This is a genomic window from Pseudomonas sp. R62 (assembly GCF_000257605.1).
In the GTDB taxonomy this organism is placed as follows: Bacteria; Pseudomonadota; Gammaproteobacteria; order Pseudomonadales; family Pseudomonadaceae; genus Aquipseudomonas; species Aquipseudomonas atacamensis.
Genome location: NZ_JH635998.1, coordinates 2,105,197 through 2,117,877, shown reverse-complemented (window position 1 = coordinate 2,117,877; position 12,681 = coordinate 2,105,197). Strand labels below are relative to the sequence as shown.

Genomic DNA, 12,681 nt, shown 5'->3' with positions numbered 1-12,681 from the left:
AGCGAGCATCATCTGCCCGCAGGAACGCGTGGAAATCAGCCACCTGGGCATGGCCGAACAACCGGCCAACAACGCGCCACGGGTCGGCGCGGCGCTGAGCCTGGACGAGCTGGAGAAAGCGCACATCGGCGCGGTGCTGGCCACCGCCGGCACCCTGGACCAAGCGGCGAAAACCCTCGGCATCGACGCCTCGACCCTGTATCGCAAACGCAAGCAGTACAACCTGTGAGCACTGCGCGATGAAACTGGCGATCAAGCTGCGCACGCGCCTGTTCCTGAGCATTTCTGCGTTGATCACCGTGGCCTTGCTCGGGCTCTTGCTCGGGCTGGTCAGCGTGATGCAGATGGCCGGGTCACAGGAAGCGCTGGTGCGCAGCAACTTCGTCACCCTGGATCTGGGCCTCAAGCTGCGCCAGACCCTCGGTGATCAATTGATCATCATGCTCGCCGAAAAACCCGATCCCGTTGCGTTCGAAGCGTCCAAACAGCACTACTTCGAGTTGCTCGACCAAGGCATCGCCCAGCAGCCGGAGGGCGATGACCAGCCTTACGGTTTCCGCCAGGCCAAGGCCGACTACCTGAACTTCCTCGCCTCATTCGACGTGACTGCCGAAGCGGCGAAGAACGCGAGCACCAGCGCGGATTTCCGCGAGCGCTTCAATATCCTCCGTAACGGTTTGATCGCTGAGCACAAACACGCACTGGAAACCATCAATGCCGTCCAGCACGCTGCCCGCGAACGCGCGTTGCTGATTGCCGGGCTGCTTGGCCTGGTCGGGCTGGCGGTGCTGATCATCGGTTTCGTCACCGCCCAGGGCATCGCCCGACGTTTCGGCGCACCGATCGAAGCGCTGGCCAAGGCTGCCGACAACATCGGCCAGGGCAACTATGACGTGACCCTGCCGATTTCCACGGCCATGGAAGTCAACCTGCTGTCGCGACGCTTCGGCCTGATGGCCGAGGCGCTGCGCGAACACCAGGCGATGAATGTCGACGAACTGTTGGCCGGTCAGCAGCGCTTGCAAGCGGTGCTCGACAGTATCGACGACGGTCTGTTGATGATTGATCGCCAGGGCCAGCTCGAACACCTCAATCCTGTGGCTCAGCGCCAGTTGGGCTGGGAAGACGACCGGCTCGGCCAAGGCTTGGGCACCGCACTCGGGCGCCCGGAGCTGGATGCGCAACTGCAATTGGTCCTGCGCGGCGGCACGCTGGAGCGCGCGCCGGAAGATCTGAGCATCGAAGTCGATGGCGAATCGCGCCTGCTGACCTACAGCCTGACGCCGGTCAGTCATACCCAGGGGCATATTCTCGGCGCGGTGATGGTGCTGCACGATGTCACCGAGCAACGCGCGTTCGAGCGCGTGCGCAGTGAGTTTGTCTTGCGCGCTTCCCACGAACTGCGCACGCCGGTGACGGGCATGCACATGGCCTTCGGGCTGTTCCGCGAGCGGACCAAATTCCCGGCGGAATCGCGCGAAGCTGACCTGCTGGATACGGTCAACGAAGAAATGCAGCGTCTGATGCAGTTGATCAACGACTTGCTCAACTTCTCGCGCTACCAGAACGGCCTGCAGAAACTCACCCTGGCGCCATGTTCCATTGATGACCTGCTGGAGCAGGCGCAACTGCGCTTTGCCGACGTGGCTGCGGCCAAAGGTGTTGCGCTGAACGTCGAGATTCAAGGCCCGCTGCCGAGGTTGCAGGCTGATCAGGCGCAACTTGATCGCGTCCTCGACAACTTGATCGACAACGCCTTGCGGCACACCGCCCGCGACGGCCAGATCCGTCTGCAGGCACGCCGCCATGGCGAGCGGGTCATCATCAGCGTCGAAGACAATGGTGAAGGCATCGCCTACGGCCAGCAGGGGCGGATCTTCGAACCGTTCGTGCAAGTTGGACGCAAGAAGGGCGGTGCCGGCCTTGGCCTGGCGCTGTGCAAGGAAATCGTCCAGTTGCACGGCGGGCGCATGGGCGTTTATTCGCGGCCGGGGCAGGGCACCCAGTTCTACATGGCGCTGGCCGTCTAGGCTTCGTCGTCCATACGCCGCGCGGCAAGGCGCCTGCCGCGGGTGATCAGTTCAATGAACTGCACGGCGCTCAGTGCGTGGGCAAACAGCCAGCCCTGACCGAACTTGACCCCCTCACTGCTGAGCAGCGCTGCCTGGGATTCCAGCTCGATACCTTCGGCAATCACTTTCAGATCCAGCGCCTGCGCCATGTGAATGATGTGCGGAGCGACGCCGCTGCTCGCCGCGTCATGGCCGAGCGCATCGATGAACGCCTTATCGATCTTCAGGCAGTCCACTGGCAAGGTCTGCAGATAGGCGAGGCTGCAATAGCCGGTGCCGAAATCATCGATCAGCACCTGATGGCCGACGTCGCGCAAGGCTTGCAGGTTTTCCCGCGCCACCACCACATCAATCAGGCCGCGCTCGGTGACTTCGAAGGCTATCTGCCGCGCGGCGACACGGTGCAGCGCGAGCAGCCGCGCCATGACCTGGCCGATGCGCGGCACCATGACATCGCAGGCCGCGAGGTTCACCGAGATATACAGCTGCGGATTGGCGCGCAGTAACTGCCCCAGTTGTTCGAGCAGACGCTGCAGCACGAAGTCGGTCATCTGCCGGATCTGCCCGGTGTTCTCCGCCATCGGAATGAACAGGTCGGGGCTGGTCAGCGTGCCGTCCGGGCGCCGCCAGCGCAGCAGCGCTTCGGCACCGACGCAGTTGCGGCTGTCGAGATCGAAGATCGGCTGATACAGCACCTGCAACTCACCCCGGCGGATCGCCCCGTGCAGCTCGGCATCCAGCGACTGGCGCTGACGCACCAATAGCAAGGTCAGAAAGCCGACAACGGCCCCGGCGATCAGGCACACCGGCAACAGCCACCACCAAACCGCCGGGACGTGCATGCCCGTGCGCGGCGTAATCAGCACCAATTGATATTCCGGGTTGTCGGTGGGCATGCGATAGATCAGCCGCGTTTGCGTAACTTGCAGCGCATCAGGGCTCTTCGGTGGCCAGGGTTCGGTCGGTGGCCAGGTCTGTGCGGTGCCGAGCACCGGAATCGCGCGAGTGCCGTGATCGAGTACCACCAGCAGGCTGCTGCCGGGTGAAAGATCGACCATGTCGGTCAAATGTCCACGCGAGGTAGCGACACGAAAGTTGCCGCGACCGAGCATCAGCGCCGCGCGGTTTTCATCGGGTTCGGTGGTGGTGTTCAGCCAATAGCTGTAGGTCGGGCCCTGAATGTCCGGCGCGCGCACCAACGATAGACCTTCCTGGCGCGGACGGTTGGAGCAGAACCGCGAGGCGTCCATGTACGCGGCTTCGTAGACGAAGCGGTAGTTGAAGGTGACTTGCTGCAAGGTCGCGATCATTTCTTCGTCGCAGCCGCGCAAGGGCTGGGCTTCAAGGTCGTCGAGACTTTCGCGCAACTGGCCGAACAATTGTTCGAGGCGCGCGAGGAAACGCTCGCCCTGGGTGTTCATTTCCTGGCTCTCGCGCATTTCCATCTGGCGCATCGCCGCGAACATACCGCCGGCGATCAACAGGCTGGCGCTGAGGACAGCCGCGATCATCGCCAAAAAAACAGGGCGATAAAACCAGCTACGCAGCGTCTCTCGGGTCGCAGCCATCAGGGATTTTCCGAAGAATTACCATGAGTTATAGCTGCTGATTGCGATTTCGCCCTGACCGTCGGGCGGGCGTCATTATTTTGTCTGATTGAGGACCAGCAGAAGTGCCGCGCTTTGTGCATCCGGCGTGCCATCGAAGCGGGCAGGGCGGTAATGCATCTGGAACGCGGCGAGGACATGCCGCGTGGCGACGTCCAGCTCGCCAGTCTGCGGTGTGTCGTAACCCAGACGCGCGAGTTGCGCCTGGAACCAGCCGATCTCCGGCAACGGGTTGCTGTTAAAAATAGCCTGCTGACGCGCCACCGCTTGCTCGTTCGGCCACAGGCCAAGGCCTTCGGCGGCGAGACGTTTCCAGGGGAACAGTGGCCCCGGATCAAGCTTGCGCAGCGGCGCGATGTCGCTGTGACCGATGATGTGCCGCGGGCTGATGCCGTTGCGTTTGCTGATGTCCTTGAGCAGGGTGATCAACGACTGGATCTGCGCTTCGCTGTACGGATACCACAGGCGCCCGGTCGGTGTGTCCTTGTAGCCGGGATTGACGATTTCGATGCCGATGGAACTGGAGTTCAGCCAGGTGCGGCCCTGCCACTGACTTTCGCCGGCGTGCCAGGCGCGCTGGTTTTCGTCCATCAGCTTGTACACGGTGGCGCTCTTGTCATCGCCGATCAGGTAATGGCTACTGACGTCGCCATGGGTCAGCAATTGCAGCGAACGCTCCAGCGACGCCGAGGTGTAATGCACCACGACAAACTGGATGCGGCTGTCGTAATTGGCCGAAGGGTGGCTGGTGTCGTAGCGCGGGCCGCTGGCGCAACCGGCGAGGACGAGCAGCGAGGCAACAAGGGCAAGGAATTTCATGGCAGAGGACGATACGCTGAAAACGATAATGCAACAGTGTAACGTACGGATTTGCTCAGAGTCCGCCAGCGGGCGGATTTAAACAAAATGGAACAATTGCCTTAGCCGAGCTCGACTCGGTTGCGCCCGGCGTTTTTTGCTCGGTACAGCGCCTGATCGGCTCTTTTCAGCGCCAGATCGCTGTGTTCTCCCACCCGAAATGACGCGAGTCCCATGGAAATGGTGATGGTCACTCGCTCGCCCTTGAAATGAAACGGGCAGGCTTCGATCGCCGCGCGCAGGGTTTCCAGCAGTTTCGCGCCCACCGCTGGTGGCGTCGCGGGCAGCAACAGCACGAACTCTTCACCGCCGAAACGGGCGATGAAATCCGAGCCGCGCAGGCGTTTGCGCAATACCGTGGCGATGATCTTCAGCACTTTGTCGCCGGCCAGATGGCCATAGCTGTCGTTGATCCGCTTGAAGTGATCGAGGTCGAGCATGGCCAGGCTGAGGGTGTTGCCGTGCTGCTGCCATTGCTGGATTTCATGCTCGAGGCGTTCGCTCCACGCCGCACGGTTGGGCAGGCCGGTCAACGGATCGATCAGGGCTTTCTGCCGCTGCTCTTCAAGGTGTTCACGGAAGCCCATGGCTTCCTGCTCCATATGCGCCACCCGCTCCGACAGGCTCTTCAATCTGGCAGCGACTTCCTGTTCGCGGGCGTCGCGCTGCTTCTGGTGCTGGTCCATCGTTCCCAGCAGGCCTTCCAGATGATTCTCCAGCACATGCTTGAGGTCATCGAGGTCCGCCGCTTGCTGGACGCTGCTCTGCAAGCCGTCGACCTGCTCGCGAATCTGCGTGTCCATGGCCCGCGCCGCCGAGCTGTTGTCGGCATGCCCTTCGCTGGCCGCTTGCAGGTTGCTCTGGAACGCTTCAAGGCGTTCGTTGAGCTGTTGCAGATAGGCTTCGAATTCGTGCTGACCGCTGTCGGTAATCGCCAGCATCAAAGTCGCGAGGTCGTCGAGGATCGGCAACAGTTCGTACCAGTTCAGCCCGTGTTTGAGCCGCTCGCGCATGGCTTCGGCTTGCGGCCGGTGGCGCTCGGGCAGGGTCAGGTCGTCGAGCAGGCCGATCAGCGTGTCTTCGATATGTCTGGCTACGGAGCTGTAGGACGGCTCAGGGGAATCCGGCAGAGCGAAGAGGATGTCGTGCTCCGACTGCTCCGGGTCGATGGCGGCCAAGGCCTGAGCGATCGGCTCGGGCAAGGGCAGGCTATCGAGAATCAGCGGCGACGGATCGCCGGGGTGGATCAGTTCATCGGGGTTGAACGCCTCGGTTGCTGGCGCAGCGACGGTCATTTCGGTGTCAGCGGTTGGTTCAACCTGCACTGGCTCGGCTTCAACGACGACCACAGGCGCAGCGAACGCAACGACTTCCGGCTCATCAGGCGGCGTCTGGGCGGGCGCCTCGATGACGGTCTCGGGCGCTGCAATTGCTGGCTCCGCGTTGGCCACCGGTGCCGATTGCGCAGGCTCCGGTTCAGGTTGCCGGGCTTCGACCGGTTGCGGCACTGGTGTTGCTGGTATGTCGGCCGCCGGTGCAGCGGCTTCCTCACCGTCACGGCTGCCAAACAAACGCTGCAACAGCCCCGGCCGGCCTGGCTCGGCAGGAGTCTCCAACTGACTCAAGGCCTTGCCCTGCAAACCACTGAGTTCGCTCAACAGCAGCGGCATTTCCCGCGCCTGACCGACGCGGCTGTCCAGTTGTTTGGCAAATTTCTTCAGCGGTTGCGCGACTTCGCGCGGCAATGGCAGGGCCTGCAACTGGGTGACCAGCGCGGTGAGCGCGGTGCTGACCTGATCAATGCGCGTTTCACGGCGCTGCTCGGAGTCGAGCACGGCTTTTTCCAGACGCGGCAGTAATGCGGCGAGGCCGGCGTCCATGTCATCGGTACGCACGACTTCGCGCATTTCTTTCATGCACTGATCGACGACCTTGTCGGTGCCCTCGGCCGCCAGCGTGCTGCGCACCAGACCGCGCCGCAGCAGGTCGAGCCGCGCGGCCCAGCGGCGCTCGAGCTTGTCCTGCTGTTCGATGCTCTTGAGGTACTTCTCTTTCCAGCGCTGGGCGTCGTCGCTCATTCACAGGTTCCGCGAGGGGCAGGGCTCAACGCGGGCAATGCGTCGGCCGTGAGCGAACCCGGCAGACGAATTTCCACCGCGACCGGCAGGTGATCGGAAATGGGCTGGGCCAGCACCTCGACCTTTTCCAGGGTCAGGGTCGGGCTGAGCAGGATATGATCGAGGCAACGCTGTGGGCGCCAGCTGGGGAAGGTCGCTTCCACCTGCGGGGCCAGCAGGCCGAGATCGCGTAACGGCGAGTGTTCGAGCAGGTCGCTGGCATGGGTATTCATGTCGCCCATCAGCACCTGATGCTTGAACCCGCTGATCAAATCACGAATGTAGGCCAGTTGCAGGCTGCGCGTCCGCGCGCCGAGGGCCAAATGCATCATCACCACCACCAGTGCCTCCGGACCTTCGCCGAAGCGCAGCAGGATCGCGCCGCGACCTTTCGGGCCGGGCAGCGGGTGATCCTCGATCGCCCACGGCTTCAGGCGACTGAGCACGCCATTGCTGTGCTGGGCCAGTCGACCGAGGTTGCGATTGAGTTGTTGATACCAGTAGGGAAAGGCGCCGAGGTGGGCCAGATGTTCGACCTGATTGACGTAGCCTGAGCGCAGGCTGCCGCCATCGGCTTCCTGCAGGGCGACCAGATCGAAGTCGCCGAGCAGGTCACCGATCTTTTGCAGATTGCCGGAACGCCCGGTGTGCGGCAGCAGATGCTGCCAGCTGCGGGTCAGGTAATGCCGATAGCGCTCGGTGCTGATGCCGACCTGAATGTTAAAGCTGAGCAAGCGCAGACGCTGGTCTGCGGGCAGGCCCGTAGACGCCAGATGATGCTCGTTGACCTGCGGATCATGCAGGCCAACGATGCGTTCGGACTTCCAGCGGCGCATGGCGAATGCCGCGCTTAGTTGGCAGCAGCCTTGTTAGCCGCTCGCTCTTTGGCGACCAGATCGTCAGCCAGCTTCAATGCTTGCTCGGCACCACCTGCAGAGCCGATGTCGAAGCGGTATTTACCATTGACGATCATGGTTGGCACGCCAGTGATTTCGTACTTCTTCGCCAGCTCACGGGCCTTGACGATCTGGCCTTTGATAGCGAACGAGTCGAAAGTGGCGAGGAACTTGTCCTTGTCCACGCCTTGAGTGGCGAGGAAGTCAGCCATGTCGTTCTTGTCGGTGAGCTTCTTGTGCTCTTTCTGGATCGCGTTGAACACGGCGTTGTGTACCTGATGCTCGACACCCATGGCTTCCAGAGTCAGGAACATCTGACCGTGAGCGTCCCATGGGCCGCCGAACATGGCGGGGATGCGCACGAAGTTGACGTCGGACGGCAGTTTTTCAACCCATGGATTGATCACTGGCTCAAAAGCGTAGCAATGCGGGCAGCCATACCAGAACAGCTCGACCACTTCGATTTTGCCAGGCTTTGCCACCGGCACCGGGTTGGCCAGTTCGACGTAAGGGGCGGCAGGGGCTTCAGCGGCCTGGGCGGTGACGCCGAACAGGCTGGCAGCGACGAGGGCGGCGCTGATGATCAGATTACGCATGCTTTACTCCTGAACAATTTGGGTCGCCTCGCTCGACCTGTTGCGACACAGATCCTGGCGGGCATGAGTGCTGTAGTGTAACGGCAGCGGCCACAAAAAAGGGCGGCCAAAGCCACCCTTTTTATACTTGCTGCGAAGGATTAATCGAGCGTTAACGTGGCCGGCGCCGCGCGCCTCGCTCAGCCCTCGATTCAGGGCCTCAGTGCAGGCCCTGGATGTAGCTGGAAACCGCAGCGATGTCCTCGTCGCTCAGCTTGCGTGCGATGGTGCGCATGGTCATTGCGTCGCCGTCGTTGGCGCGACCGCCGTCTTCCTTGCGGAAATCGGTCAGTTGCTTGGCGATGTATTGAGCGTGCTGGCCACCCAAGTGTGGGAAGCCTGCGGCGGCATTGCCGGAGCCGTTCGGCGAGTGGCAGCCGGTGCAGGCTGGCAGACCTTTTTCCAGGTTGCCGCCACGGAACAGCGCTTCACCGCGAGCGACGATCTTCGGATCGGCGGCGCCGACGCTGCCTTTCTGGCTGGCGAAGTACGCAGCGATGTCGGCCAGATCCTGGTCATTCAGGTTGGTCAGCAGCCCGGTCATTTCCAGCACCACGCGCTTGCCCGACTTGATGTCGTGCAATTGCTTGTCGAGGTAGCGTTCCCCTTGACCTGCCAGTTTCGGAAAGTTTGGCGCCATGCTGTTGCCGTCCGGGCCATGGCAGGCTCCGCACACGGCAGCTTTGGCCTGGCCTGCTGCGGCATCGCCGGCAGCATGGGCGACACCTGAAATTCCCACGGTCAACAGCAGACTCACGATCAATTTGTTCATCAGCTAATCCAACTACGGCTAAGGGTTAAGTTATGGACCGGGCTTACTCTCGCTCATCCAAAGGATGATGGCCTGGTAATCCTCGGCACTGCAGTCCATGCACAAACCACGCGGCGGCATCGCCTTGAAACCCTGGGTCACGTGTTGCACCAGCGTCCCCATACCTTTCGCCAACCTCGGCGTCCAAGCTTCCTGATCGCCTCTTGCGGGCGCCATGGGTAGTTGGCCGGAATGACAGGCACCACAAACACGGTTGTACACAGCTTCCGGATCCTGTGTAGCCTGTGCGCTGTAAAGCGGCATCAAGACTCCGGCAGCCAGCAGCCATTTCGTCATAAAACGACCTTTTCAGGGTTGAGAGCGTTCTGCGTTCTAATGCGCAATCAAAGTCTGTCGCTCTCGTGAACTTCATCCTTCGCTGGGACAAAGCACACACAAAATCTGCGGCATTATATACTGGCGTCACTGAAACGGAAGCGACACCGCGTTCCGCGCCCAATCCCGGCGCCGCCCACATCGGAAATCCCATGCAACTCAAGAATCCCATCCTCGGCCTGTGCCAACAGTCCACGTTCATGCTCAGTGCCGCCAAAGTCGATCAATGCCCAGACGACGAAGGCTTCGAAGTGGCGTTTGCCGGTCGTTCCAACGCTGGCAAATCCAGCGCGCTGAACACCCTGACCCACGCCAGCCTGGCGCGCACCTCGAAAACTCCGGGTCGCACACAGCTGTTGAACTTCTTCAAGCTAGACGATGATCGCCGTCTGGTCGACCTGCCGGGCTACGGTTATGCAAAAGTACCGATCCCGCTCAAGCAACACTGGCAGCGCCACCTCGAGGCTTACCTCGGTGGTCGGGAGAGTTTGAAAGGTCTTATTCTGATGATGGACATCCGCCATCCGATGACCGACTTCGACCTGCTGATGCTCGACTGGGCCGTCGCCGCCGGCATGCCGATGCACATCCTGCTGACCAAAGCCGACAAACTCACCTACGGCGCAGCCAAGAACACCCTGCTGAAAGTACAGTCGGAAATCCGCAAAGGCTGGGGCGACTCGATCACCATCCAGTTGTTCTCCGCACCAAAACGCATGGGCCTGGAAGAGGCCTACACTGTATTGGCCAACTGGATGGAACTGGCAGACAAAAACACCGAGGCCGCTGCCGAGTAAATTCAGAATGGGGAAAAATTGGTTGTAGTGTGGCCAGGCAAGGCAAAAGTAGCGCTAAAAAGCGGAGTTCAGGGGACCTGAATGAGCATTTTTAGCGATGCTTTTAACGCAGCATGGCCGCGCTTCAGCCGATTTTTGGGCAAAAAAAGCCCCGGATTTCATTGGGGAGGGAGAAATTCCGGGGTTCAAGTTCCGAACCGCTAGGGCGGGGTTCAGATATCTGCCAACACTTAACACAACATAGGAGCATCGAAGGGCTTCACCAGCCATTCAGTACCTCTGAGTGTTCGATCGACAGATTAGTTCAGATTTTTTTCAAAAAGCTTTGGAATAGCCTGAAGCGTTTTTCGATCTAAGCCGGATTCCCGGGAGTTGCCGCGACGGTAGGTCGCGGCAACTTTGCCAATACTCAGTGCGCCTCATCCCAGTTGTTGCCCACGCCAACTTCCACCAGCAGCGGCACATCCAGTTTCGCCGCTTCGCTCATGTGCGTACGAATCTCGGCGCTGACCTGCTCGACCAGATCCTCGCGAACCTCCAGCACCAGTTCGTCGTGCACTTGCAGGATGACCCGCGCGTCCAGACCCGATGTGGTCAGCCAGTTATCCACAGCCACCATGGCTTTCTTGATGATGTCCGCTGCCGTGCCCTGCATCGGCGCGTTGATCGCCGTGCGTTCAGCGGCGGCGCGTTCCTGCGGCTTGTTCGAGTTGATCTCCGGTAGGTAGAGGCGACGGCCGAAGAAAGTTTCGACGTAACCCTGATCCGCCGCCTGCGCGCGGGTGCGCTCCATGTATTCGCGAACGCCTGGATAACGGGCGAAGTAGGTGTCGATGTAAGCCTTGGCGGTCTTGGTGTCGACGCCGATGTCCTTGCCGAGCTTCTGCGCGCCCATGCCGTAGATCAGACCGAAGTTGATCGCCTTGGCGCTGCGGCGCTGGTCGGAGGTCACTTGATCGAGCTCGACCTTGAATACTTCGGCAGCGGTTGCAGTGTGCACGTCGAGATTGTTGCGGAAGGCGTTCATCAGGCCTTCGTCACGGGACAGGTGGGCCATGATCCGCAGTTCGATTTGCGAATAGTCCGCTGCCAGCAGTTTGTAGTCTTTGGGTGCGACGAACGCCTGACGAATGCGTCGGCCTTCGGCGGTGCGCACCGGAATGTTCTGCAGGTTCGGATCACTGGAGGACAGGCGCCCGGTCGAAGCCACAGCCTGGTGATACGAGGTGTGGATGCGCCCGGTGCGCGGGTTGATCTGCTCCGGCAGGCGATCGGTGTAAGTGCTTTTCAGCTTGCTCATCGAGCGGTGCTCCATCAGCACCTTCGGCAAGCGGTGATCGTCTTCGGCGAGTTTCGCCAACACTTCTTCAGCGGTGGACGGCTGGCCTTTGGCGGTTTTCTTCAGCACCGGCAGGCCGAGCTTTTCATAAAGAATCACGCCCAGCTGCTTCGGCGAGCCGAGGTTGAATTCTTCCCCGGCGATTTCGAAGGCTTCACGCTCCAGCGCGACCATTTTGTTGCCCAGCTCGATGCTCTGAATGCCCAGCAACTCGGCATCGACGAACGCGCCCTGGCGTTCGATGCGCGCCAGCACCGGTACCAGCGGGATTTCGATGTCGGTCAGCACGCTGGCCAGGCTCGGAATCGCGCTGAGCTTGTCGAACAGGGCCTGATGCAGGCGCAGGGTGATGTCAGCGTCTTCAGCGGCGTACGGCCCGGCCTGTTCCAGGGCGATCTGGTCGAAGGTCAGTTGCTTGGCACCTTTGCCGGCGATGTCCTGGAAGCTCACCGTGGTGTGGTCGAGATACTTTTGCGCGAGGCTGTCCATGTCGTGGCGGGTCGCGGTGGAGTTGAGTACGTAGGACTCAAGCATGGTGTCGAAGGCGATGCCGCGCACGCTGATGCCTTCACTCTGATCGCCGCCAATGGCGCAGTTGGCCAGAATGTTCATGTCGAACTTGGCGTGCTGGCCGACCTTGAGTTTGTTCGGGTCTTCCAGAATCGGCTTGAGTGCGCGCAGCACGGTGTCGCGATCCAGCTGCTCCGGCACGCCGATGTAGGAATGGGTCAGCGGGATGTACGCGGCTTCGTTGGCCTGTACGGCGAACGACAGGCCAACCAGTTGCGCCTGCTGCGCGTCGATGCCGGTGGTTTCGGTGTCGAAGGCGATCAGCTTGGCGTTGCGCAGTTTTTCCAGCCAGACGTCGAAGCGCGCCTGATCGAGGATGGTTTCGTACGCGGCCTCGACAGGAGCAATGGGTGCCTCGGCTTGCGGCGCGCTGAACAGATCGCCCGCCGGCGCAGGTTCGGCCGCCGCGCTCAGTTCCAGACGCTTGGCATCGCGATCCAGATCATTGAGCCAGCTCTTGAATTCCAGCAAGGTGTACAGCTCGTAGAGTTTGGCCGGATCCTCCTGGCCCATCTGCAGATCATCGAGGCCGATATCCAGTGGCACGTCGACCTTGATGGTCGCCAGTTGATAGGACAGGAAAGCCATCTCCCGGTGCTCTTCGAGCTTGGCCGGCAAGGCTTTTGCGCCACGGATCGGCAGG

At 61.3% G+C, this 12,681-nt stretch carries 11 protein-coding genes; 3 read left to right on the top strand and 8 right to left on the bottom strand.

Features of this window, described 5'->3' with window-relative positions; all coding sequences use genetic code 11:
- The coding region (locus OQK_RS10545) for a helix-turn-helix domain-containing protein (protein WP_274380860.1) at nucleotides 1-229 on the top strand (229 nt) is incomplete at its 5' end.
- 10 nt (nucleotides 230-239) lie between these two features.
- Nucleotides 240-2,030 (top strand): ATP-binding protein, encoded by a 1,791-nt coding sequence (locus tag OQK_RS10540; protein WP_016772354.1) that lies wholly within the window; start codon nucleotides 240-242, stop codon nucleotides 2,028-2,030.
- On the opposite strand, the gene OQK_RS10535 is transcribed toward OQK_RS10540, so the two are convergent.
- From OQK_RS10535 to OQK_RS10505, 7 genes are all read right to left on the bottom strand, one after another.
- The gene (locus OQK_RS10535; protein ID WP_016772353.1) at nucleotides 2,027-3,640 is read right to left on the bottom strand and encodes an EAL domain-containing protein; all 1,614 of its coding nucleotides are present in this window, start codon (nucleotides 3,638-3,640) and stop codon (nucleotides 2,027-2,029) included. The genes OQK_RS10540 and OQK_RS10535 overlap by 4 nt on opposite strands.
- Nucleotides 3,641-3,715: 75 nt before the next feature.
- Nucleotides 3,716-4,498 (bottom strand): N-acetylmuramoyl-L-alanine amidase, encoded by a 783-nt coding sequence (locus OQK_RS10530; RefSeq protein WP_016772352.1) that lies wholly within the window; start codon nucleotides 4,496-4,498, stop codon nucleotides 3,716-3,718.
- 101 nt (nucleotides 4,499-4,599) lie between these two features.
- On the bottom strand, nucleotides 4,600-6,615 hold the full coding sequence (locus OQK_RS10525; protein ID WP_016772351.1) for a GGDEF domain-containing protein: 2,016 nt from the start codon (nucleotides 6,613-6,615) through the stop codon (nucleotides 4,600-4,602).
- Nucleotides 6,612-7,490 (bottom strand): endonuclease/exonuclease/phosphatase family protein, encoded by an 879-nt coding sequence (locus OQK_RS10520; protein WP_016772350.1) that lies wholly within the window; start codon nucleotides 7,488-7,490, stop codon nucleotides 6,612-6,614. Before OQK_RS10520 ends, OQK_RS10525 begins: the two co-directional genes overlap by 4 nt.
- Before the next feature lie 14 nt (nucleotides 7,491-7,504).
- Entirely contained in the window at nucleotides 7,505-8,146 is a 642-nt protein-coding gene (locus OQK_RS10515) for a thiol:disulfide interchange protein DsbA/DsbL (protein ID WP_016772349.1), read from the bottom strand.
- 199 nt (nucleotides 8,147-8,345) lie between these two features.
- The gene (locus tag OQK_RS10510) at nucleotides 8,346-8,957 is read right to left on the bottom strand and encodes a c-type cytochrome (RefSeq protein ID WP_016772348.1); all 612 of its coding nucleotides are present in this window, start codon (nucleotides 8,955-8,957) and stop codon (nucleotides 8,346-8,348) included.
- 30 nt (nucleotides 8,958-8,987) lie between these two features.
- A complete protein-coding gene (locus OQK_RS10505; protein WP_016772347.1) occupies nucleotides 8,988-9,293 on the bottom strand; it encodes a c-type cytochrome in 306 nt (101 codons plus the stop codon).
- 191 nt (nucleotides 9,294-9,484) lie between these two features.
- On the opposite strand from OQK_RS10505, the gene yihA reads away from it, so the two are divergent.
- A complete protein-coding gene (yihA, locus tag OQK_RS10500; RefSeq protein WP_016772346.1) occupies nucleotides 9,485-10,129 on the top strand; it encodes a ribosome biogenesis GTP-binding protein YihA/YsxC in 645 nt (214 codons plus the stop codon).
- A gap of 409 nt (nucleotides 10,130-10,538) precedes the next feature.
- Here yihA and polA read toward each other — a convergent pair.
- On the bottom strand, nucleotides 10,539-12,681 hold a 2,143-nt coding region (gene polA, locus OQK_RS10495; protein ID WP_038860833.1), incomplete at its 5' end, for a DNA polymerase I.